A 24,425-nucleotide genomic window follows, 5' to 3' on the forward strand; every position below is an offset into this window, starting at 1 on the left:
AAATCTAATCATCTCTTACCATCGTTCTTGCTTGAGTTCATGAGCCCACTTAGATTCACTGCCAATGAAATAAAAAATTAGCACGATAGCGCTGATGTAGAAGCATTGATTTAGGTTGTTGTAACAATGATGAGCACCTCGCAACTCCTTAGTTGCATCCGCAAACAAGCCGACGGGCAATATATTGCGAAATACGCAAAGCTCACTCTTCGAAGTGTCTTTCAACCTATATATAAAAAAGATATTTCTATCGTTGGCCTTGAGGCACTAGTAAGAATTACCAATGCTAATGGCACCATGATCAGGCCAGATCAGTTTTTCCAATCAAAAACCATTGCCGCTCAAGACCTACTCAATGTCGAACGCTTAAGTCGCCTAATTCATATCAAAAACTTTGCCCAATCTCACTTTCACAATAAACAACTGTTTCTTAATGTATTACCAGAAGCAGCAAAAATACTAGCCAGAGACATCACGTACAATAGGCTGCTAAAACAAACCATTTATCAATCTCATTTAGTAAATGAACAAATCGTCATGGAGTTGCTTGAGTTGAACGTAGAAGACGAGTCCTCGTTGTCGCAAGCAGCTCGTGAATTAAGCCAAGGCGAGTTTAAATTGGCGATCGACGATTATGGCGTCAATGCCTCAACAATTGAACGAGTGAAAGGCGTTCGTCCAGACATAATAAAGATGGATCGCTCGTTAATGCTGAGATACGAAAATGGTGACTGGAAAGCTCTAGTCGATGCATTATCACTAGCAAGAACGTTGCGCTCTAAAACCGTTATCGAAGGAATTGAAACCGAGCATCAACTTAACTTAATGAAAAAACTCGGTTTCGATATGTATCAAGGATACCTACTCGCTATCCCGCAAACGTTAGACGTTTATGAAGAGGCAAAAACAGCCTGACTATGTAAGAACAAAAGTTTGTGCGGTTTAGCGAGAGTTACGTGATTTACCACGGTTCTTATGAATCGCTAATTTTGCTTTTAGCTTACGCTTCTCTGATGAACGGCTTCGACGGCGCCCACTACCATTTTTCTCAGGCTCGACTTCTTCTATAAGACTTGGCTCGAAGCCTGCCAACCATTCTTGCGGTAGGCGTTGATCAAGCAAATTCTCGATAGCATGCAATAAATATTCTTCATCTCGACTCATTAGAGACACAGCTAACCCCGACTTTCCTGCACGGCCAGTACGGCCTATACGGTGGACATAATCTTCGGCTTTAAATGGCATATCAAAGTTCACCACTTGCTCTAACTCTTGAATATCCAGTCCTCGTGCTGCTACATCTGTCGCAATCAACGCACGCACCTTACCTTGCTTGAACTCATCCAACGCTCTTTGACGCGCACCCTGTGACTTATCCCCGTTAATTGAAACCGCTTTTATGCCATCTAACTTAAGCTCTTTTGCTAGCTCATCGCTACCTTGCTTAGTTTTTGTAAATACAAGCACTTGCTGCCAATTGCGCGAGCCAATCAAGTACGCCAATAATTCACGTTTACGCTTTTTGTCTACCGGATAAACCATCTGTTTTACCGTTTCAGCCGTCGTGTTTGCTGGTGACACTTCAACTTCAACCGGCGATTCCATGAGTTTGTACGCAATAGTCTTGATTCGCTTTTCAAATGTCGCAGAGAACAACAGGATCTGTTTTTCTGCGGGTAAACGTCGGAAGATGCGTTGCAAGTCAGGCCAGAATCCCATATCTAACATACGGTCGGCTTCGTCTAGAACGAGCATACTGGTTTTGGAGATGTTTACGTTGCCATTAAACAGATGATCCAAAAGGCGGCCTGGTGTTGCAATCAAAATATCAGCGCCCTCTTCTAACTTCCTCTTTTGTACGCCAATGCTTGTACCACCATAAACACACACAATGCGAAGTTCGGTTTGTGCAGAGTACTGATTCAAATTATCAAATACCTGCTGCGCAAGCTCGCGTGTTGGAACCAAAACCAATGCTTGAGGCGTACCGTTGAGTTTCTTTTGCTGAACGGTTTGTATAATAGGTAAACCAAACGCAGCTGTTTTCCCCGTACCAGTTTGTGCAGCAGCAAGTAAGTTCTTTCCTTCAAGGACATGTGGAATAGACTTTTCTTGCACTGGTGTTGGCGTCACGATATTTAGATTGCTTAGCGTTTCGATTAGCTTTTGTTCAATGCCTAAGTCAGCAAAATTAACAGACATGTGTAACCTCATTATTTTTGGAGCGCAGAGTTTACCAGAGCCCCAATAGCCATACTACTTTTCTATCTCATTGGGCTGAATCAATAAGCTGTTGCTGAAAATCATACGACTGGCGTAAAACGTCTCGATAGAGTGTCGAGAACTTCTCTTCCAATTCTGTGTAATCACTCTCAATCACTTTAAATGTTGTAGTAAGGTCAGCCATTCTCGGGCTTCTTTGCGACATTCGATGTAGTGCAAATTCGATATTATCCAGGTCTTGGTATGACTGAAGCCATCGACCGTGCCACATCCGGCTGTGGAGCACCAAAAAACGCGGCGGCAAATGTTCATTAACGTCACGGTTTACTCGCTCGTATGCCGAATCGACAAAGTGTTCGAGAGATACGGCATAAAAGTCGTTCCAGTGTTTTGCGAGACAATGGTCCCAGAACATATCGAGAGCGATAGGGGCAAAGCGCCGCGCAGTACCTTTGAAGTGAGGTTTGCATTCGTTAACAATAGGATGGTGATCAGTAATGCGGTCAACAAATCTATGTAATTTGATGCCGTTAGAGATATCACGTTCATACAGCTTGCTTGGATCTCCTTTTACGAAGTCTCCAAGCAAGTTTCCCAATAAATGGCTGTTACAGTGGTCTGCGATATGCAGGTGGGCTAGAAAGTTCATCCGACGCCAGTTTTGGCCTTTAAGGCTTGGTGTGACATGAACTTAGTATAACGTCAATTACGACGAGATGAGAGTGTTCCGCTATTCGGCTTCGTTGTCTGAGCCAACGTATTCCGACAAGATAATGCCAATTTCAAGCGCATCTAGCAGCTCTAGGCTCTCATCGTTTTGGTATTGGTCGCTCATTGTGACCTCCTTTATTTTAAGCTCTCTTGCTTGTACTTGCTGACGGCTTGGCCTTGCCATATCCACGTCAACAACTCCTTTTTATAGTCTTTATATGACACATTCATGACAGCGAGAAGTAAAGATTTAAAAACCTATGAGCAGAATCAAAAGTAAACGTTTGCAACCAGATTTCATATCTACTTAGCACTACAGAGAAATAGCTCTTTATCAATATTTATGTCAATTTAAAGATATAACATACCGTTATAGGCGTCCTTAGATCTCATTTCTTAAACTAAATTTAGTTTTCGTTACATATTTTGCTGATTAACTTCGCATATTTTGTTTCGATATAGCAATAGATTTGGTCAATATCTTTTATCTCTAATGGAGCTTTAAATGAGAGAAGTTGAGTTTAGAACGATAGACAGGCTGTTTATCAAGATGTCTATCAACGACAAAATGTGGGTTATATTCCTGCTGTTTTTAGTAGCCCTCACTTCTGTGGCTGGAAGCCGCTACTTCAATGAAATACAACAATTTAAACAACAAGCGATTTCTGCTAGCGAAGCGAAACTTTCTGGTATTGTTGACGCTCAACCAGGTCATGTTCCACAAATTGACGGCGTATCGAAATCAAGTCGCGTAAGCGAGAGCTCTTTTGTTGATGGCTCTGTCACCGCTTATGCAAAGTTGCATTCTGGCGAAGTGATTAAGTTGACTCAAAACGTATCCGCGCAATACGAATCTGCAAAGTCGTCAGCCTTAACCTCTCTGTTACTCAGCTTTTTATGGGTTGTTCCTTTTGCCCTTTTCTCTTACTGGGTTGCGACCTTTATAGGAGGCGCCCTGTGGGTTTTATATACGACAACCGAAAAAATTGGTGAAGGTGATTTAACCTCTCGCCTTGGTTTTCATCCTGGCCGAGACGAGTTTGGCACCATTGGTTGCGCGTTAGATAAATCTATGGACACCTTAAGTGAACTGGTTAACAGTGTGAAAAATAATGCGGCTACATTGAGTGAGACATCTTCTGCATTCGAAAAAGATATGCAGTTGAGCGAAACGCAGATATCTCATCAATATCAAACACTCGATTCCGTCGCGACAGCAATGGAAGAAATGACAGCCTCTGCAAAAGAAGTATCCAGCATTTCCCAACAAGCGACGATGCAATCCGATCAGGATGCTCAAAAGATCGAGCTAAGCAGAAATCGCGTGCAAAATGTGATTGGAGAAATTGAGACGTTATCCAGCTATATTGAACAGGCTTCCACATCAGTAACCAATTTAAATGAAAACACGACGCAGATTAATGACGTTATCACAACGATCAATGCCATTTCAGAACAAACCAACCTATTGGCTCTGAATGCGGCAATTGAAGCGGCACGCGCCGGGGAGCAAGGTCGTGGATTTGCTGTGGTTGCTGATGAAGTGCGTACATTGGCAAGCCGAACTCAACAGGCAACAGTAGAAATTCAAGCCATGATTGAGAAACTACAAACCGAGAGCCAGAACATTGCTTCAATCACTGATCGAACCGTTCAACAAGCGCAAACCAGTAGCCAGCTTATTGATGAAATTGGTCATGATGTGACGTCTATTGCTGAATCCGCACGCTCATTGATGGACATGAGTATCCAAATTTCCACCTCAGCAGAAGAACAAAGCGCAGTCGCCAACGATATTGCATCTGAGCTTTCAGAAATTCGCAGCCAGTCGAGCACAATCAGAGAAGTTGCAGAGCAATCTACCGTAGGGGTAGCTAATCTCACTCAGGCGTCAGTGTCTCTTGGTGAGGTATTACAACGCTACCGCACAGCATAACTTTGCAGCATTTATGATCAACAAGGGCTCCTCAGGTGCCCTTTTCTTTAAACCGTTTTCAGCCGTTATCGTCGATATTTTCTACTACACACAAGTGGATATTTGAAGTGAATCTCAAGTTCTCGCTGTACCTGATGAAATAATGTTCATAAACAAAGCGTTCCGCTATGCTTAATCCTGCCAATTCCAATTTGCTGCTGGAAAACAATATGAATAATTACAAAGATACAAAAGACATCGAAAACCTAAGTTGCCCTCTCTGCCAGGGGGATGAATATCTCATTTCATCGGATGGAGAGAAATTCACATGCGCTGCTTGCGGATTTCATACAAAAAGCTTCTCATCCATCCAATGCCTACATCAAACCCCTTACCTACAGTCCAAACTTAAACATATCCATAGCTTAAGTACGGTGTGCCATTAAGAGATTAAACAGAGCAGCTAAATAGCTGCTCTTTTAATTCATCTAAATGTTGAATGCGAATTACGCGTTCATCATCAACACGATTGATTGCCTCACCATTAAATAGCTGTACGGTTTTAATGCCAGCATTTAATCCCGCTTCTACGCCTTTAGGTGTGTCATCAATATAAAGGCAGTCGCTCGGTAAAAAGCCCATGCTCATTGCACTGTACATAATTAAGTCAGGTTCAGGCTTCCAACTATTCGCATCGAATGCAGAGAACACTTTCCCCTGGAAAGAATCGAGCAATCCTGTTAACTCCAATGCGTATTCTATTTTATCTTTCGGCCCATTGGACGCGACACAATATTCGATATTATGCGAATCTAAAAACTGAATTAATCGCTTTGCGCCATCCATCGGCTGTAAGTGGCGAACAAAAAGAGACTGGACTTCTTCACGGTATTGCGGCTCTAAGACATCAATAGGGACTTTGATATCTTTCAGCTCTTTAGTATCTAAAAGGATGTCAGCGAGCTTTCCTCCTTTAAAATGAGAAACGCACTCTTCCATCGTTAATTCTGCGCCATGCAGGTTAAATACATTGACGAGAGCTTGGCAACACAATCGTTCACTATCGACCAACGTACCATCACAATCAAATATCACGCACTTAATATTGGTAATTGCCATAGCCATCTCCAGACATCTTAAAGGCTAATGCCCTAGCTGATTTTAAAAATGTTGGCTTAATCTTATTTAAGTTTGGGATTGTTGAAACGACGAGCTTGGCATTTCATGGAAATAGAGGGGAGCAATTACAGTTTTTCTAAGCAAGATCACCTATCGTCATCTTGCTTTGCTTTTTATGCATTTGAGTGCGCAAATTGGCTTTCAATAATCACCGAATCTAAAAGCTTGTGTTCGGTACTTAGTCTTTTAGCAAGATCCGCCACAAACGAACTCTTGTATTTTGATTCAGAAACCGCGACATCAGAGATAAGCGTGTTTCCTTCAAGGTGGCTAATAATAGCGGCACCAATTGGAGCTCCAGATTTAAAACCAACATATAATTCAAAATCTGGCGTTAGAATTATCTGAGTGAGATATTCCACAATCATATCTTTATCGTACTGTTGATCCCAACGCTGAGACTGCAGGACAGAAAACATGATAGTAAGTCGGTGAAAATCGACCAGAAAAATATCGTCAGAGCTAAATTCAGAATTACTCTCAAGTAGCGTGTCTTTGTCGACCACTTGATAGGTTGCTTGTTCTAGTGCTTTGAAATAGACATCACGCCCTTTCAGACTCTCTGGTGTTGGAAATTCAACTTCAACCAGATCATACAGCCATGTATTTTTACGCTCGATACTGGCTAACTGTTGTTCATTCATTTTGATACCTTAGTTGCAAAACGAAATGTGCAGAGTGTTTCATTCTCACATAGAGTGAAGCTTAGACAGAGCGACAAGCGATATAAAGTCATATTGGGAGAAAGTATGGTCACTCTAACTCATCATTTCGTTTAGAGCAGTACATTAGCATGAAGCCTACAACAAACCTAGCGTACGTAGACCTTTCCTTGGCTAAATTTTGTTTTAGTTGCAAACCTCTGATAGATTTCATCAATATCTTTCCTAGTTAAGGACAAAAATAATGAAAAAGATGCTGTTAAGTGCATTGCTTGCTACTACGCTGGTTGGTTGTTCAGATAACGATGTTGCTGATGTAGGACTCGGTTGGTTTACTTTGAAAGACATCAAAGTAGGTGAATTAAAAGACGAGGTAGTCACGGGGGTAACGTGTCATATAGCTTCTATCGAAGCAGATTTTAGCTTAGCGGATCCAAGTGACAGCTCAATATCCTGTCGTCAGACTGGCGAAATTACGCCGGAAATGATTGCAAAAATAGATAAAAGTAAGTCTGGCGAAATTGTATTTAAGAAGTCAAAAAGTATTTTCTTCAAAACCATGAAGGTTCGCCGAATTTATGATGCAGACAACCAAACCTTACTCTACCTGTCTTACACAACAAAAGAGACAGACGGTAGCTTTAAGCACAGCCTATCGACAGTTCCACTTTGGGGTACCAAGGCTTACGTTGAGCCAACTGAAGTGAAAAAGTAACGCGGCTAAATTTGGATAGCTCCAAGCTCGTTGTTAAAGAGAATAACCGATCAACAATCTGAAAAGCGACCAATTGCAGTACTATAAGCATCAGTAATTTAGGCTATCTTGGTCGCAATTTCTCCAGCTCGCTGATTTTTTCAGCGGGCAAACTTCTTTGTAATAAAACGCCACGATTTTCATTTTTTTGTGATACAATCCCGCCTCTTTTTTTTCTCACTCAAGAACAAGCATGAAGTTTCCTGGTCAGCGTAAATCTAAACACTACTTCCCAACTCACGCTCGAGATCCATTAGTAAACCAAATCCGACAAGCGCCTAAGCTATATCGCCCAACTATTGTTGGTGTCGGTCAAACCATCGTAGATATCGAAGCGCGTGTAGATGATGCGTTTTTAGAAAAATACAACCTAAGTAAAGGACATTCACTCGTTCTTGAAGAAAGCAAAGCAGATGCACTTTACGAAGAACTGGTTGAGCAAGGCCTGATCACACACCAATACCCAGGTGACACGATTGGCAACACGCTCCACAATTACTCAGTATTGGCGGATAGCAAATCCGTTTTGCTCGGTGTGATGTCCAAGAACATTCAAGTTGGTTCTTTTGCTTACCGTTACCTTTGCCGCACGTCTTCACGCATGAACCTCAACCACCTACAAACGGTAGATGGTCCTATTGGTCGTTGTTATACCCTGATTTCTCAAGATGGCGAACGCACATTTGCTATCAATGAAGGTCACATGAACCAACTACTTCCGGAAAGCATTCCTGAAGAGATCTTTGAGAAAGCATCAGCTCTGGTTGTTTCTTCTTACCTAATGCGCGGTAAAGAAGAGGATCCAATGCCGAGAGCAGTACAAAAAGCGATCGACTTTGCCAAGAAGCACGATGTCCCTGTTGTACTGACTTTAGGCACAAAGTACGTTATCGAAGGTAACGCGCAGTGGTGGCAAGAGTACATTCGCGAGAACATATCTGTTGTTGCAATGAATGAAGAAGAAGGCGCCGCATTAACAGGCGAGACAGAACCGCTAGCGGCTGCTGATAAAGCACTTGAGTGGGTCGATCTTGTTCTATGTACTGCTGGGCCAAATGGCCTATACATGGCAGGTTACACTGACGAAAAAGTAAAACGAGAAACCACACACGACATTCTTGAAGGTTCAATTGAAGCCTTTAACCAATACGAATTTAGTCGTGCGATGCGTAAAGGAGATTGTGAGAAGCCAATGAAGGTATACTCTTACATTGGTCCTTACCTAGGTGGTCCACTAGAGATTAAGAACACCAACGGCGCAGGTGATGCGGCGCTTTCTGCTTTACTGCATGATATGGCTGCAAACTCTTTCCATCAAAAAGAAGTGCCTAACTCAGAAAAGCACGAAGTACGCTGTTTGACTTACTCATCACTTTCTCAGATCTGTAAATATGCAAACCGAGTAAGCTATGAAGTGTTGACGCAACACTCTCCTCGCCTATCGCGAGCACTTCCTGAACGAGAAGATAGCTTAGAAGAAACTTACTGGGATCGTTAAGATCACAGCTTTAAAGCTAAAAATACATCAAGGTCACCATTTGGTGGCCTTTTTGTTTTGATCTGGCGCAGTAATTAGTAGATTTTGTTAGTATGTAGCACGGTATAGAGCAGTAAACTCTTTACATACCGAATCGAAACAGTACCATCACCAGGCAAACGTTTGCCCAACAATAATACTTGCTCCAACTCAGATTGTTTTTCAACACTACCTGCGAGTCACTTTAGGGATTATCCATGCAGTCAGATATTGAAATTTGCCGAAACACACCACTTTCTTCTATTGATGTTATTGCGGAAAAAGTAGGGTTACTACCCGAAGAATATGACACTCACGGGAAGCGCAAAGCCAAAGTCCATCCAAAATGTTTGGAGCGGCTCAAAGAGAATGATAACGGTAAGCTTGTGCTTGTTACTGCGATCACTCCTACCCCACTTGGCGAAGGAAAAACCGTTACAACTGTCGGACTGGCACAAGGTTTAGCTAAGCTTAGACAATCCGTTATCGCATGTATTAGACAACCTTCTATGGGGCCTGTATTCGGTATTAAAGGCGGAGCTGCTGGCGGTGGTTATTCCCAAGTTGCTCCAATGGAAGAACTGAACTTACACCTTACTGGTGATATCCATGCGGTGACGGCAGCGCATAATCTAGCTTCAGCCGCGCTTGATGCTCGCTTGTATCATGAACAGCGTGAAGGCTATGATGCCTTTGAAGCACGTACTGGATTAAAGGCACTTAAAATCGATACGGCAAGCATTACTTGGAAACGAGTAATGGACCATAATGATCGTGCACTACGTAACGTCAAAATTGGGTTAAATGAGCCAGGAAAAATCATCAATGGATACGAACGCGACGAAGGGTTCGATATTTCTGCCGCGTCTGAGTTAATGGCTATCATTGCACTGGCTAAAGATTTGAAAGATTTACGTCAGCGTATTGGGAAAATTGTCGTAGCGTACGATTTGAACGGAAACCCGGTAACCACTGAGGATCTGCAAGTTGCAGGAGCAATGGCAGTGACATTAAAAGAGGCCATTGCACCGACACTGATGCAAACTCTGGAAGGTGTTCCTACGTTGATTCACGCAGGCCCGTTTGCAAACATCGCCCATGGAAATTCATCTATTATTGCCGACGATATCGCGCTAAAACTATCAAGTTACACTGTAACAGAGGCGGGGTTTGGTTCGGACATGGGATTTGAGAAAGCGTGTAACATTAAAGCTGCCGCCGCCAGCAAGGCGCCAGATTGTGTAGTGATAGTAGCGACATTACGCGGCCTCAAAGCAAATTCTGGACACTATGATTTACGACCAGGTATGGCCATTCCAGATTCCATTTTTAATCCAGACCAAGCAGCATTGGAAGCGGGATTTGAAAACTTAAAATGGCACATTAATAACGTTCATAAATATGGCATTCCAGCTGTTGTCGCTATTAACCAGTTCCCGCAAGATTGTGAGAAAGAGCTTAAAATACTTAAAGAGCTGGTTCAGCAATTTAATCCGGAAGTTAAAGTCGCTATCAGCACCGCTTTTGCGCAAGGCGGGCAAGGCACAACTCAGTTAGCTCAACATGTTATTGACGCTTGTACCCAGCCTACAGAGTTTCGTCCTTTATACAATAAAGAACAATCGTTACACGAAAAACTTATGGCTGTGTGTGAAGCTGGCTATGGTGCCGCCAATATAGAAATGAGTTCCCTTGCTACTGAACAGCTCAACCATTTTGAAAATCTAGGTTTTAACAACTTAGCGGTTTGCATAGCGAAAACCCCACTATCGATAACAACAGATTCCGCTGTCAAAGGCGCGCCGACAGGTTTTACAGTCCCTATCCGCGAGTTACGTCTGTGCGCTGGCGCTGGGTTTGTGTATGCGTTATCAGGCACGGTGATGACGATGCCAGGTTTGCCTGATAAACCTGCATTTATGAATTTAGACCTTGATGATGAAGGAAATATCGTCGGTCTCTCTTAGTGTAACGTCAACGTATAGTTGACTATAAAGGAAGCACGTTTAAAGAGTGAGTGGTTTACTTCTATATCCACTCACTTTGAACAGATGAAGAGGCGTGCTTGATTATCTTTATCTTACTGTTTTATCCTCACTTTACATTGTAAATCCATACTTATTTTCTCCCCTTCCCTATAATCTTGCGCCAATTTGATGCACGGCCTACTTAGCACTTCACTAATGTGGTGCAATTACCTTGCGATGAACTTTTAACCCTTTTGATTTTTAAAGAGATATTCTATGGCTCGAATCTTGTACTAAAGTTTGCAGTAGTAAACACATCAGCACATGCACTTTCAAAACCTCTGCGCTGTACACCACTTCCTCCTGGTTAGCACCGTTTTGATGCATGCAAAAAAGGGAAAGGGAATAATATGGAAGACGCACTCGCCGTAATTTTAGCTGGGGGGATGGGGTCTAGGCTCAGCCCACTCACCGATGATAGAACCAAGCCAGCAGTACCTTTTGGCGGAAAGTATAGAATTATAGATTTCACACTAACCAACTGTTTACACTCAGGTTTACGTAAAATCCTTGTTTTGACCCAATACAAATCTCATTCACTTCAAAAACACTTGCGAGATGGTTGGTCAATATTCAATCCAGAGCTTGGCGAGTACATTACTGCGGTTCCACCTCAAATGCGCAAAGGTGGTGCATGGTATGAAGGAACCGCTGATGCGATTTATCACAACATGTGGTTACTATCGCGCAATAACGCGAAGTATGTGGTTGTGTTATCCGGCGATCATATCTATCGAATGGACTACGCCGCGATGCTTGAAGAGCATAAAGAGAAAGGTGCTAAGCTCACCGTTGCCTGTATGGATGTTCCCGTAGAGGATGCTTCAGCATTCGGGGTAATGGGCACCGCAGAAAACGGGCTAGTTACTTCATTTATAGAAAAACCAGAATGCCCACCTACCCTTCCAGGAAGTAAAACCAGAAGCCTCGTTTCCATGGGGATTTATATCTTTGACATGGATGTTTTAAAAGAAGCACTCGAAGACGACTCAAAACTCGATTCATCAAGCCATGACTTCGGAAAAGACATCATACCTAAGCTGATTGATACGGAATCCGTTTATGCTTATCAATTTTGTGGCAGTAAAGGGCGCGTTGATAAGGATTGCTACTGGCGCGACGTGGGTACCATTGATTCCTTCTATGAAGCGAATATGGATCTGCTAGAGCCAGTACCACCAATGAACCTATATCAATCCAATTGGGCGATTCGTACTTACGAGCCGCAGTTTCCACCAGCTCGTACCGTATCGTCAGCCACGGGTAATGAAGGTATTTTTATTAACTCCATCATTGCTACCGGTGTCATCAATTCTGGAGGCTCAGTACAGCATTCCATTATTTCCTCTAACGTACGCATTCAAGACAGTGCCACGGTAGTCGATTCCATCATTTTTGATGACGTAGAGGTCGGTGAAGGAAGTCAGTTGGTCAACTGTATTGTGGATAAACATGTTCGTATTCCGCCACATACTCAAATTGGCATAAACAAACTAGAAGATGCGAAGCGATTTAAAATCTCAGACAAAGGTATTGTCGTCATACCCGAAAGTTATCAATTCGATTAAACGACAAACCATCGCAACAAAAAAGCGCACGATCATCATCATGCGCTTTTGTTTAAATGCCTATTAACGTTAGGCTATAACAGTTAATCAAAAACGATTAGATGTTACATACCGTTGACCAGCTACCATCTGTGCCCGGCTCAGCCGCTGTCCACCAGTTCGCTTGGTAAACCACACCGTTGTGGATGATCTTATCGCCTTGGTTAGCGTGGCTTGGGTTACCAGCCCAATCCGTTTGTGGTAGAGCTGGGTATGTCACTAAACCAGCCGTATCACACGTACCTGGTTCAGTAGTACCACCATCACCCGAGCCTGCATTTAGGTCACCAATTGGCAGTTCTGGCTGTTCAAACTTGAACGCAAACTCTTTACCACCAGAAATCACTGAGTAGTTAGCCGGACCAGAGATTGGTAGGTAGTAAACCATATCAAGCTCGTAAGTACCGCCCGCTGGTAAATCTTTCCAAGCAGGTAGAGAGAACGATACGCGGTGCATTACGCCATCTAAGCCACCGATGTTGTTTGCACGAGTATGTCCAGAAGCAATGACTTTCAAACCGCCACCAGATTGATCTTTCGCATTATCAGGAGCTGATACTGGGATATCAAACTGGAATTCAGTACCACCAGGGATCGCTTGACCAGTGTTGTTCGTAAACGTGATCTTCGGATTAATTGGGTAGTTTTGGTCGCCAACCTTAAAGCCGCCAACGCTGACTGTAATGTCTACCGCTTCTGTTGGTGTCGGACCCGTCGCGACTTTATTACCGTAAGGTGTTGCAGACTTAAACTTGTCGTAGATAGCTTTGGTCATAGTGTTACCCATGTGGTACTCACCATTACCAGCTGCACAAGCTTGTTCAGTTGCATCTACTGCCGTACGATTACCATTTGCATCCAGTACGTAACAGTTGTAGTCGCCTGCCAGTTCCCAGAACATAATACCGCCGATTTCTTTATCGATAACGTAATCAGCTTTCACTTCGATAGAAGCTTTATCTTCCGTAGATAGGAACACGCTCTTCTCTGCGTTCCACAACCAAGGCGCTACAGCAACGCTATCGTAATGACGTGTATATGTACCAACAAACTTATCCGAAGGATCGTTAACTGGATCAAGACCGTAAGCGGCTGCGTAAGAGCCCCAGATACCATTTTCTAGGTTCTTCGCATGCCACATTGGGTTAGAGCCAGCGCCCATTTCGTTGCCTTTAGGGTCTGTATCGTGCCACATGTTGTCGATACCAATAGCACCGTGACCACAGTTGTTCTTCTCACCTTCACCGGTACCTGGTTGACACTCAGCTTGGTTTGGCAGTGCTGCTCGGCCCCACAGACCATTTTCACCACCAGTAACACCTTGCCAACCACGGGTGTAGTAAGGAACACCGATGTTGATACGACCTGCTGGCATAGAACCACGGAAATAGTGGTAAGCCCAGTCTGTGTTCAAGTAACCGATACCACCGTATGCAGCAGTGCCGTATACGTTCCACTGGGCTAGCTCCGAGTCTTTACCTGTATCGAATAATGCTGCGTTGTGACCAACGTGATCATTCCAAGCCCCATGCAAGTCGTAAGACATGATGTTTACGTAGTCTAGGTACTTAGTTACATCGAAGGTTTCCATACCACGCAGTAGGTAACCTGAAGATGGTGCTGCGATAGTCAGCATATAATGAATGCCATCTTGCGCGGATGCCGCATCAAGTTTCTCACGCAATACTTTCATCAGCTCTTGGTAAGACGCCCATAGATACTGACGACGTGGTTCCATGAAGTCTTTGTCGTAAGGGTTACCAGCACCAGCCATTGATGTCGGGTATTCATAGTCGATATCCAGACCATCGAACTTGTACTGACGCATCATTTCAACGGCTGAAGTTGCGAACTTCTCGATGCCTGCATGGTTAATAGAACCGTCCGCATTCGTCGTCATGGTGTAGAAGCCACCATCAGCTACACGATTGCCGTTCGTATCGAAGTGACCGCCCGTTTCAGCCCAACCACCGATAGAGATTAACGTTTTAACATCATGTTTTTGCTTGTAAGTCGCGAGCGCACCAAAGTGACCTTTAAAGCCAAGAGCAGGATCTACCTCAACGCCAGGCCAAGTTTTACCCGTAGCAGGGTTGTTAGGGTCATTAACGTCACCAACGTTTACTTTACCATCAGAACCAATGCTCACAAACGCGTAGTTAATGTGAGTAAGTTGCTCCCAAGGAATATCTTTAACAAGGTAAGTAGATTGAGGGTCCTCACCTGCGCGCCAGCTAGTAAAGTAACCAATCACACGACGTGGGTGATCGGCGCCCATTTTCTCGCGACCTTCTTCGTCATAAATAGAACAGTAAGGGACGTCTACACCCGTTGTTTGATACAAGCCATCAGGGCGACAGTTAGATGTCACCGCGCCACCGTTTACCGTTAACGTCGCAAGTGCAGAATCTGCAGTTGCTCCGGCATCATCGGTTGCTCTCGCATAAACACTTAGCGAACCAGCTTGTGAAGGCATTACATCAAGCGTGTATGGTGCAGTTGTTGCGGTGCCAGCAAGGACGCCCGCCACATAGAAATCAACTTTAGCAACGGTGCCATCCGCATCTGCGGCATTCGCAGTCAGTGTGACGGAGCCACCCAAGTCAATAGAAGTCGCAGAAAGCGCAACATCCACTGTCGGCGCTTCGTTACCAGGTTGTGCTGGTGCCACAGTTAACGTCACAGCACTTGCTGTGCTCACTGCACCTGCATCATCATACGCCTTAGTAGAGAATTCGTGCTGGCCTTCAGTCGCTGTCCATGACGCAGCATAAGGCGCAGACGTTGCCTGACCAACTAATACGCCATCAACAAAGAATTCTACTTTGCTAACGGTTCCATCGGTATCTACTGCATCTGCAGCTAGGTTAACAACATCCCCCGCAGTCACAGAAGCCGACGCAGAAGGCGATGTCAGAGTAACAGTCGGGACTTCATTCTGAGGTGGATCAACCGGTCCAGTGCCATCACATGCGCCAAGTGTTTCCCACTCGCCCCACTCACCAGATTGCGCTGGGTTACTGTTTTGCGTCCAGTAACGTGCTTTGTAAGCATTACCTTCATGTTGAACTTGGTCACCACCGTTATAAACTTTTGATGATTGCCAAGTTTCTAGAGGGGCACAGTCAACCGCTGCGTAGCTATTGAAGGCCATAAGACAAGAAGCGGTGAGAGTGCTTAGTGTGAACACGCTTTTCACTGCGTTGCCGTTTTTAAGGTGCATAATCGCTCTTCCTTAAGTTATTGTTAAAACAATACTAAATGCGCTAAACAAAGCGCACTTATACTTTTATTTCGACGTAAAATAACTTAAGTACAAGTTGGTGATTTCACACTATCTATTTACGAGTTTTCCACACCGCCTCGCAACAATCCACTAAATGCTTGCAACAACATACCTATTATTTGGCACCAGTAACTAATTTTATAAATCAAATAAATATGTCACTCGCAAATTAATAAAAAAGGCAAAAAAAGTCGTTATTTTGAAATAAAGATCACTAAGCCTTTGTTGACCTTGGCGTTTCATTAAAATGTCGCTTGTACTCGCGACTAAACTGTGATGGGCTCGTGTACCCGACCAGTCTCGCGGCATCATTAACACGTCGCCCCTCCAACTGGATTAACTCGCGCGCTTTATTAAGTCGAACTTTCTTAATGTATTGCAACGGAGATTCAAGCGTGACATTGCGAAAAGCTTGATGGAAAGCAGACACACTCATATTGGCTTCTTCTGCCAATGTTTGTACGCTCAACTGTTCATGGTACGCTTGATGAACACGATTCAGTGCTTTGGCCACTCTAGCGTAAGAGCCTTCTTGGTGTGCTAAGTCAAATAAAACATACCCTTTTTTGCTTACCAAAGTGCGATAAACAATTTCCTCAAGAAGTAGATCACCGAGCATGACAACATCAAGCTCATTACACAACGCGCTCATTAGTCGCTTGCATGCATCCAGCATACCTTCGCTCATGCGTACCGATTTAAGGCCGCAACGGGTAGCATCCAGACACTTATTACTGAATTTCTCAGCCTCAAGTTTTTTAACGAGCTTATGAAGAAGCGTTGGCGAAATATCTATCGAGATGCCAAGTAAAGGCTCATTGTTTGTCGCAAACGCTTCGCACTCCAGGGGCATGGGAACTCCTACGACAAGGTAATCATCGGGCCCATATTGGACAGGTGTATCACCAATATGAATGTTCTTATGTCCTTGACCTAAAACAATAATGCCAGACTGATAGACAAACGGCTGTCGATGATTTCCTTTGCTACTGCGATAAAACCATACGCCATCTATTGCGGTTTTCTTCATACCTTCTAAGTCATGCAGTCCCTGCTTTCCAACATATTGCTGCATGATATCTGCGAGAGTGTGCATTAGAGCGCTCCATCAATGACCAACGAGTTTGGTCTCTATTATTATTGTGAGCACTATACTTCCTCTCAACTTTAACTTTCTAGTTCAAGAGCATTAATTTTGTAGAAATAGGCAAATTATTTGCAGAAATCGACCTGTTAACGAACGTTAATCAGGACTAATATGCACGTATTCAATCTCCTTTACTGGAAGCAAGAGGGCTAATAATGAACTTTTCTTATGTAAACCCAACAAAGATTTTCTTTGGTCAAAAACAAATCGCTGCAATCAAAGAAGCTATCCCATCCGACCAAAAAGTTTTAGTGGTATACGGCGGTGGCTCAATTAAAAAAAATGGCGTGTACGACCAAGTCTCAGAAGCACTAGAGGGACATGAATGGCTAGAGTTTTCTGGTGTTGAACCCAACCCAACCAAAGAAACGCTCGATAAAGCGGTCGCAATGGTAAAAGAACATGGTGTTGACTTTATTCTTGCTGTAGGTGGTGGTTCAGTCATTGATGGCTCTAAATACGTAGCAGCAGCATCTAAGTATGACGGTGATGGCTGGGATATCATGATTGGTAAACACCAAGTCACTGAAGCGACGCCTCTAGCTGCAATTTTGACATTGCCAGCAACAGGCTCAGAGTCAAACATGGGCGCAGTTATCACTAAAAAAGAAACTCAAGACAAACTTCCGTTCATGTCTCCAGCAGTACAGCCTAAATTTGCTGTGTTAGACCCGGATGTAATGAAAACACTTCCAGAACGCCAGCTTATCAACGGCATTGTTGACGCATGGGTGCATGTATGTGAGCAATACTTGACGCTTCCTACTGGCGCAATGGTTCAAGATGGCTATGCAGAAACACTACTGAAAACCTTAAAAACACTCGGAGAACAGTTTGCCGAGCGAGACGACGATATGTGGCGCGCAAACTTAATGTGGTCTGCTAACCAAGCATTGAACGGGTTAATTGGTAGTGGCGTTCCACAAGACTGGGCGACACATATGATCGGCCATGAATTAACGGCTCTATGGGGCGTCGATCATGCACGTTCTCTTGCAATCGTCCAACCATCGCTACTTCGCAACCAAATGCAATTTAAACGTCCTAAGCTAGAGCAAATGGGTCGCAACGTATTTGGACTTGAAGCTGGAGACGATCTTGCTGAACGTACCATCGAAGCGATCGAAGCGTTTTATCATCAACTTGATGTCGCAACTAAGCTAGAAAACTATGGTGAAAGTCGTGAACAAGCGATCGATGCCATCATCGAACAACTCAACAAACACGGAATGACCGTTCTCGGTGAAAACCAAGCGATTACTCTTGAACGTAGTCGTGAAATTTTAGAACTCGCTGTTGCCTAACAGCAAAAACAGTTCACTGCCCTTTCTAGGGTTTAACGGTATTGTGACTTAACGGACACAATACCGTTTTTTTATGCTATTTTGTAAGCTTCATCACGTTCAAATTCGGGAACTCCTCAAAATAACGATTAATCCCTACAAACTCATTGATCGTGTAGGTCAGTAAAGAGACAACTGTCTAGCTTTACACAAACAAAAATAAAATTGAATTCAAAGGTCTAACTTACTCATTTAATGGACCTTTTATTTGTTGTAGTTATTCACTACATTAGCTTGTCTGTTCGAGAATCCATTTTATGTGGCTAGTTGTTGTCGTATTAGCATTCATACATATCATCAGTATCCGTAAAGGTCCTAAGTGGGTCTTCTACGTATCCAAACCATTACCAGTGCTCTGTATGTTAGGGATTTTAATCCAGTCTCCTGCCTATCATATGCCATACACGCATTGGATTTTGGTTGGCTTATCGCTCTCGTTGCTTGGTGATCTACTATTAATGCTCCCTAGAGATAAGTTTATTACCGGATTAGTGCTCTTCTGCTCTGCCCATCTTTCCTATAGCTACGGTTTTACCATCATGTCCGCTTGGCATTTTACGCCTTGGCTCCCTATTGCTTTATTTGGACTCGGTGTATGTTTCTATTGGTTGTTTCGACCGGACCTTGGTCAAGAAAAGCTCCCAGTTGCCAGCTACATATTGGTATTGATGACCATGTGTTGGGCTGCTATCGAGTATTATTTGAGTGGAAAAACACAATCGTCCTCATTTGCAGTGCTCGGAAGCTTTATCTTCATCGTTTCTGGTACCGTCTTAGCTTTTGAACGCTTCGGGGGACGATCCGTATTTTCGCGACAAGTCGTCATGGTGACCTACTATTCCGCACAAACATTGATGGTGATGTCTGTTGTTGCCATCGTTGTTCGTTATCCGTATCTCAGTTGAACTGCATTATTAGTAATAGCCTCTGTGTCTAATTCCTAAAACATTACTTTATCAAACACTAAAGTGAGCAAGTTCTTAATTTTAGAACCTGAATATAAGCTTGTTCTTAATGAAATAATGCGCACAACTTGCTATTGTAGAAGGATATTTTTCCTTTATAGCGTGCCCCTTTGAAAGAGAACACTCCTGTTGTTGAATTTAGCAACGTAAACAAGTGGTATGGCGATTACCACGCTCTAAAAGATATCAACTTCTCCGTGCATTCTGGCGAGATCGTCGTGGTGTGTGGCCCCTCTGGTTCAGGAAAATCAACGCTCATTCGTTGCATCAACCATCTTGAATCGATTCAAGAAGGCCAGCTTCATGTGTTCGACCAGCCTTCTCACGCAAAATCTCTCAAGCCCGGTAAAATCGGCATGGTGTTCCAGCACTTCCACCTTTTTCCTCATTTGACTGTACTGGAAAACCTCACCTTAGCGCCGATTCGCACACTCAAATTGTCAAAACAAGAAGCTGAAAAACGCGCACGGCATTACCTCAAGCGCGTCAATATTGAAGAACAAGCGAGCAAATACCCCATCCAGCTTTCCGGCGGTCAGCAGCAGCGCGTCGCGATTGCCCGTTCCTTATGTATGGAACCGGACTTACTCCTTTTTGACGAACCGACTTCGGCGCTTGACCCGGAAATGATCAACGAAGTGTTGGATGTCATGGTTGAGCTGGCACAAAGCGGAATGACGATGATTTGCGTCACGCACGAAATGGGATTTGCCAAAAAAGTAGCGAACCGCGTGGTATTTATGGATGAAGGCCAAATAGTGGAAATGAACTCACCGATCGCCTTATTTGAGACGCCACAGCATCCACGAACCCAAGCATTTTTGAACCAAATTTTAAGTTACTGATGATAGTTCGCGTAATCAAACCTGTGCTTCAAGCTTTACTACAAATGACACTCCTCTTCATCGCGATTGTGTGGGTGTTAGACTCTGGTGCCGATGCTATGGGCTATCAATGGCAATGGGAACGCGTGCCTGATTACATCGCTTTTTATGAAGATGGCGAATGGTGGCCGGCAGAACTTATCGATGGGCTGTTGGTCACGCTTAACATCTCGGCCATTAGTCTATTCTTCACCTTAGTGTTGGGGTTGGTCACCGCGTTACTAAGGCTTAGCGATTCGAAAGTCGGCAATGTTATTGGCACCACTTATGTCGAGGTAATACGTAACACGCCGTTGTTGGTGCAAATCTATTTGCTCTACTTCGTGTTTGGCCCCGTGATTGGTTTGGACCGATTCAGCACCGCCGTTTTGGCTTTATCCCTTTTCCAAGGTGCTTACACTGCAGAAATATTCCGTGCAGGTTTAAACAGTATTCCTAAAGGGCAATTCGAAGCAGCACAAACTCTCGGGCTGTCGCCGTTTTACACCTACAAAGACGTGATTTTGCCTCAGGTTTTACAGCGCACATTACCGCCATTAACCAATGAAGTGGTTTCTTTGATCAAAAACTCTTCCATTGTAAGCGTGATGGCGATTTTTGATTTAACAACACAGGCACGCAACATCGTCTCTGAGACGGCGATGCCGTTTGAAATTTGGTTTACCGTAGCAGCAATTTATCTTGCTCTCACTCTATCACTTTCTGGCTTGTCTGCATGGCTAGAACACAAACTCGGAGCCAGTTGGCGCAAATTATAAGGAGATAACATGAAGTTATTCAAAGCGACCATTACTGCATTATTAGGGCTAGCCATCGCTATGCCTACAATCGCGAAAGAAGACGTTGCCACTCCCAATGTAGATCAAATCAAAGAACGAGGCACTTTGCGCGTTGGTATGTCAACATTTGTACCTTGGGCAATGCGCAACAAGCAAGGTGAGTTAATCGGTTTTGAAATTGATGTGGCCAAACGCTTAGCACAAGATTCAGGTTTGAAAGTGGAATTTGTACCGACTGCATGGGATGGCATTATTCCCGCACTACTGGCGAAAAAGTTCGACGTGATTATCGGTGGCATGTCGGTCACGCCTGAGCGTTCCAAAAGCGTGTTGTTTACTGAGCCCTACTCGCACTCTGGAGTTCAAGTGGCAGCGAACAAAGAGCTGGCTTCAGGTTTTAGCGAATTCTCCGATTTAGACTCACGACGCGTAAAAATAGCGGCTCGTCGCGGTGCGTTCACCGTTCAAGTAGCCAGAGAAACCTTCCCGAAAGCGAAGATTCTGCAATTTGATGATGACGCTCAAGCGTTCCAAGAGGTGCTGAATGGTAACGCCCATGCGGTCATCGCTTCTAGCCCAAAACCAGAGCATGAGACAGTGAAACACAGCGACAAACTATTCCTTCCATTCTCCGAGCGACTCTCAAAAGGTAACGAAGCCTTTGCGGTTCGCCTCGGAGAAGAAGATAAAAAAGCCTTTTTCAATAAATGGATTGAAGAAAGAACCCAAGATGGATGGTTAAAACAGCGTTATGAATACTGGTTCTCGACATTAGATTGGCAAGATCAAGTCGCGCGAGGCCAGTAATCTAAATGGCCCGTGGTCTTCGCGAGCCTATACTTTCCAATCATCCATTTTACTTTTTCATCATCTATCGGAGTCAAATTTTTGGGCGAACAAACCACCACTCGCACAGTACCCACTAATTCCAACACAGGTTCCTTTCTATCGCGGTTAAACACGCTAGATTGGGTACTGCTTATTATCTGTGGTATTGGTGGCGTTTGGCTGTACCATCGCTCCACTGTTGGTGTACATTATTTGTGGCAGTGGAAAGAGGCGTTTGAACTACTTTTTACGCCCAGAGCCGATGGTGGTTTGCCCTACTTCTTCCAAGGTTTGATTTCGACGTTAAGGCTCAGTATTTGGGGCATCAGCTTCGCGTTAGTGCTTGGCACGTTGCTAGGCTTAGCACGCTTCTCTCGCTCCGTTTGGTTGCGCACACCTGCAAACACATTTATCCAGTTGGTAAGAAACATCCCACCGTTGGTTTTTGTTTTTATTTTCTACTTTTTCATTTCTAACCAGTTGATCCCGTTACTCGGTTTAGAAGATATTCTACGAAACTATAACGGCGAACCAAATGCGCTACAGAGCTTTCTTTTTGGGCCTTATAACCTTTGGGAAAATCTTGCCTCTGGCGTGTTATGCATCGGCCTACTCTCTTCTGCCTACGTTGCAGAAGTGGTGCGTGCAGGTTTACAAAGTATCGACCAAGGACAGTGGGAAGCGGCAGATTCATTGGGCTTGTCTCGATGGGTGAAGTACCGATTCGTTATCGCGCCACAGGTGCTCAAAGTCATCACCCCAGCACTTGCAGGTCAAACCATCTCTCTAGTGAAAGACACCTCTATCGTTTCACTGATCTCGATACAAGAAATGACGTTTGTTGGTACCGAAATGGCAAATTCATCAGGGTATATCTTTGAAATTTGGCTCATTGTCGGCCTTGCTTACTTTTTGATTTGTTTCGGGTTGTCACTTATTTTTCGCTACATTGAAGCAAAATCGGAATCCATTTCAAATTAACTCAACCGTATATGTAATTAGACACATTTGAATCTTCAAATCAGAATTGCATCCTGTTACATTGAAAAGATGCTAAATTTTCGGCGTTTTTCATGGAGTTAAAGAATCAATCGGACTACGAGCGATACATTAAGCAAGATAATCTTGGTGAATATTACGTAGTTCTCAATCAATTCACTTTTCACAGTGTTTATCAGCCGATTTTTGATAAGCACCAGCGTATTATTGGAATGGAAGCTCTACTGCGAATTCGTGGCATTGATGGTTCGTTAATTCGTCCTGATGTATTTCTGGCCAACAATGGCCTCGATCCCTACTTTCGATTGTGTGTTGAGTTTTTATCCAGAGCAATGCACATTCGAAATTTTGCACGCTGTTTCGCAGGAACGCCTATCAAACTGTTTCTCAATGTCATGCCTCAAACCCTACTCACCCTAACCAAAGACATGGGCTTTAAAGACAACGGCCTGCTTTACAAGCGCCTTTCCGAACTTGGTATGAGCCCATCAGACGTGGTGTTTGAAGTAGTCGAAGAGTCATGCGGTGATACTGATTTACTGATCAAAGCCGTGCAGTTAATGAGAGCGAATGGCTTTATCTTTGCTATCGATGATTTTGGCGCTCAACATTCTGATATCGCACGTGTTCAGCAGCTCTGCCCTGACATCATAAAAATCGATCGCTCCTATCTACTTGATTACTGCGCCGGAGAAACCTTTTCCATACATAGCGCCGTTGAGCTCGCGGCTCATATGGGAGCAAAAGTGATCATAGAAGGGGTAGAAGAAGACGTGCAGCTGCAAGCGATGTATCAACTTGATTTGGATTATTACCAAGGCTTTTACTTAGGTAAGCCTTGCGCCATTCATCACTGGACCGATAGCCTAAACATTGAGACGACAGTGCATTGACACTGCCCCCTTACAATACAGTAAAACCCAAAAAGCGCCGATATATACTCGGCGCTTTTTGGGTTTTGCTTGGCGATGACCTGCTTAGTTAGGTATTAATTTGCTTAGAAAAAGTCAATAGAGTTACGTCCGCTCTTCGGATCACGAGTCGCTTGCGGCTTTTCAGCTTTCTTACCTTTCTTCGCCGATTGCGACAGCGCGTTTTGTTGTGCTTTACGCTCTTTATGCGCTGCTTTTCGGCCTGTTGACTTAGGTCCAGAGCCTTTAGCAGGCTTGCTTTGGCGAGATTTCTCTTTACGTGCAGATTGCGCTTCTTTCTTCGCTTTCTTTTCCGCTTTTTGCTCTGCCGTTTCAGGTTCGGTTACTGGCGCATCGCAAACCACAACATAATATTCCTGGTTAAACTCAAAAAAGTCACCATCATACATCTTGCGGCGCTTACGTGTTTCTAGCTCACCATTCACCGCGACGTAACCTTCTTCGATGATATGCTTTGCTTCGCCGCCACCGCTGACCAAGTTCGCGATTTTAAAAAGCTTGTACAGTTCGATCGGATGCGCATCAACGTCGATGCCAATCGCTTCGATCTCAATCTCTTCGCCTTCTAAATACTCTTCGTGGTCGTAATCTTGGGTCATGTTACTTACTCTTACTATTTGATGCCCTGAAGTTTAAACGCAATGCTTAAAAATAGAAACCTCTGCCAA

The 24,425-nt window shown here is 43.9% G+C and carries 20 protein-coding genes; 13 read left to right on the forward strand and 7 right to left on the reverse strand.

Annotation, left to right across the window (positions count from 1 at the left end; genetic code table 11):
• Window positions 1–126 precede the first annotated feature (126 nt).
• Window positions 127–915: an EAL domain-containing protein gene (locus F7Y48_RS09480; RefSeq protein WP_109169948.1), complete on the forward strand. Its 789-nt coding sequence runs from the start codon at window positions 127–129 to the stop codon at window positions 913–915.
• 27 nt (window positions 916–942) lie between these two features.
• Here F7Y48_RS09480 and F7Y48_RS09485 read toward each other — a convergent pair whose 3' ends face one another.
• Together F7Y48_RS09485 and F7Y48_RS09490 are read right to left on the reverse strand one after the other, a co-directional pair.
• Window positions 943–2,202, reverse strand: a complete 1,260-nt coding sequence (locus tag F7Y48_RS09485; RefSeq protein ID WP_085343685.1) for a DEAD/DEAH box helicase — start codon at window positions 2,200–2,202, stop codon at window positions 943–945.
• A 67-nt stretch (window positions 2,203–2,269) separates the two neighbouring features.
• Complete coding sequence (locus tag F7Y48_RS09490) at window positions 2,270–2,872, reverse strand: ACP phosphodiesterase (RefSeq protein ID WP_109169947.1); 603 nt, start codon at window positions 2,870–2,872, stop codon at window positions 2,270–2,272.
• Window positions 2,873–3,439: 567 nt separating this feature from the next.
• Here F7Y48_RS09490 and F7Y48_RS09495 point away from each other — a divergent pair.
• Window positions 3,440–4,870 (forward strand): methyl-accepting chemotaxis protein, encoded by a 1,431-nt coding sequence (locus tag F7Y48_RS09495; protein ID WP_085343687.1) that lies wholly within the window; start codon window positions 3,440–3,442, stop codon window positions 4,868–4,870.
• Window positions 4,871–5,299: 429 nt separating this feature from the next.
• On the opposite strand, the gene F7Y48_RS09500 is transcribed toward F7Y48_RS09495, so the two are convergent.
• Together F7Y48_RS09500 and F7Y48_RS09505 are read right to left on the reverse strand one after the other, a co-directional pair.
• The gene (locus F7Y48_RS09500) at window positions 5,300–5,968 is read right to left on the reverse strand and encodes an HAD-IA family hydrolase (RefSeq protein WP_182018557.1); all 669 of its coding nucleotides are present in this window, start codon (window positions 5,966–5,968) and stop codon (window positions 5,300–5,302) included.
• 173 nt (window positions 5,969–6,141) lie between these two features.
• Entirely contained in the window at window positions 6,142–6,672 is a 531-nt protein-coding gene (locus F7Y48_RS09505; RefSeq protein ID WP_114323715.1) for a flavodoxin, read from the reverse strand.
• Between the two features lie 262 nt (window positions 6,673–6,934).
• On the opposite strand from F7Y48_RS09505, the gene F7Y48_RS09510 reads away from it, so the two are divergent.
• The 4 genes from F7Y48_RS09510 (at window position 6,935) to glgC (ending at window position 12,555) form a co-directional block, all read left to right on the forward strand.
• Entirely contained in the window at window positions 6,935–7,405 is a 471-nt protein-coding gene (locus tag F7Y48_RS09510) for a CreA family protein (RefSeq protein ID WP_005397614.1), read from the forward strand.
• Between the two features lie 232 nt (window positions 7,406–7,637).
• Complete coding sequence (locus tag F7Y48_RS09515; protein WP_006742251.1) at window positions 7,638–8,942, forward strand: inosine/guanosine kinase; 1,305 nt, start codon at window positions 7,638–7,640, stop codon at window positions 8,940–8,942.
• A gap of 236 nt (window positions 8,943–9,178) precedes the next feature.
• The gene (locus F7Y48_RS09520; RefSeq protein WP_316683677.1) at window positions 9,179–10,927 is read left to right on the forward strand and encodes a formate--tetrahydrofolate ligase; all 1,749 of its coding nucleotides are present in this window, start codon (window positions 9,179–9,181) and stop codon (window positions 10,925–10,927) included.
• A 410-nt stretch (window positions 10,928–11,337) separates the two neighbouring features.
• Window positions 11,338–12,555 carry a glucose-1-phosphate adenylyltransferase gene (gene glgC, locus F7Y48_RS09525; RefSeq protein WP_316683678.1) on the forward strand — a complete coding sequence of 406 codons (1,218 nt, stop codon included), beginning with the start codon at window positions 11,338–11,340 and terminating at the stop codon, window positions 12,553–12,555.
• Between the two features lie 97 nt (window positions 12,556–12,652).
• On the opposite strand, the gene F7Y48_RS09530 is transcribed toward glgC, so the two are convergent.
• Both F7Y48_RS09530 and F7Y48_RS09535 read right to left on the reverse strand, forming a co-directional pair.
• The gene (locus F7Y48_RS09530) at window positions 12,653–15,817 is read right to left on the reverse strand and encodes a chitinase C-terminal domain-containing protein (RefSeq protein WP_316683679.1); all 3,165 of its coding nucleotides are present in this window, start codon (window positions 15,815–15,817) and stop codon (window positions 12,653–12,655) included.
• Window positions 15,818–16,094: 277 nt separating this feature from the next.
• Window positions 16,095–16,976: an AraC family transcriptional regulator gene (locus F7Y48_RS09535; protein ID WP_316683680.1), complete on the reverse strand. Its 882-nt coding sequence runs from the start codon at window positions 16,974–16,976 to the stop codon at window positions 16,095–16,097.
• A 206-nt stretch (window positions 16,977–17,182) separates the two neighbouring features.
• On the opposite strand from F7Y48_RS09535, the gene F7Y48_RS09540 reads away from it, so the two are divergent.
• From F7Y48_RS09540 to F7Y48_RS09570, 7 genes are all read left to right on the forward strand, one after another.
• The gene (locus tag F7Y48_RS09540; protein WP_006742257.1) at window positions 17,183–18,331 is read left to right on the forward strand and encodes an iron-containing alcohol dehydrogenase; all 1,149 of its coding nucleotides are present in this window, start codon (window positions 17,183–17,185) and stop codon (window positions 18,329–18,331) included.
• A gap of 296 nt (window positions 18,332–18,627) precedes the next feature.
• Window positions 18,628–19,275: a lysoplasmalogenase gene (locus F7Y48_RS09545; protein ID WP_104972557.1), complete on the forward strand. Its 648-nt coding sequence runs from the start codon at window positions 18,628–18,630 to the stop codon at window positions 19,273–19,275.
• A 170-nt stretch (window positions 19,276–19,445) separates the two neighbouring features.
• Window positions 19,446–20,180, forward strand: a complete 735-nt coding sequence (locus F7Y48_RS09550; RefSeq protein ID WP_020835258.1) for an amino acid ABC transporter ATP-binding protein — start codon at window positions 19,446–19,448, stop codon at window positions 20,178–20,180.
• Window positions 20,180–20,977 carry an amino acid ABC transporter permease gene (locus F7Y48_RS09555; protein ID WP_005376396.1) on the forward strand — a complete coding sequence of 266 codons (798 nt, stop codon included), beginning with the start codon at window positions 20,180–20,182 and terminating at the stop codon, window positions 20,975–20,977. The genes F7Y48_RS09550 and F7Y48_RS09555 overlap by 1 nt, the downstream gene beginning before the upstream one ends.
• Window positions 20,978–20,986: 9 nt before the next feature.
• Window positions 20,987–21,805 (forward strand): transporter substrate-binding domain-containing protein, encoded by an 819-nt coding sequence (locus F7Y48_RS09560; RefSeq protein WP_182036320.1) that lies wholly within the window; start codon window positions 20,987–20,989, stop codon window positions 21,803–21,805.
• 81 nt (window positions 21,806–21,886) lie between these two features.
• Window positions 21,887–22,807 (forward strand): amino acid ABC transporter permease, encoded by a 921-nt coding sequence (locus F7Y48_RS09565; RefSeq protein ID WP_182036321.1) that lies wholly within the window; start codon window positions 21,887–21,889, stop codon window positions 22,805–22,807.
• A 92-nt stretch (window positions 22,808–22,899) separates the two neighbouring features.
• Window positions 22,900–23,718, forward strand: coding sequence for an EAL domain-containing protein (locus F7Y48_RS09570; RefSeq protein ID WP_046876068.1), 819 nt, complete (start codon window positions 22,900–22,902; stop codon window positions 23,716–23,718).
• Window positions 23,719–23,822: 104 nt separating this feature from the next.
• Here the strand turns inward: F7Y48_RS09570 and F7Y48_RS09575 are convergent, their stop codons facing one another.
• Entirely contained in the window at window positions 23,823–24,356 is a 534-nt protein-coding gene (locus F7Y48_RS09575; RefSeq protein WP_054867581.1) for an RNA-binding S4 domain-containing protein, read from the reverse strand.
• Window positions 24,357–24,425: the final 69 nt, after the last annotated feature.

The sequence above is a fragment of the Vibrio sp. 2-1-2a genome (genome assembly GCF_032648565.1).
Classification (GTDB): Bacteria; Pseudomonadota; Gammaproteobacteria; order Enterobacterales; family Vibrionaceae; genus Vibrio; species Vibrio diabolicus.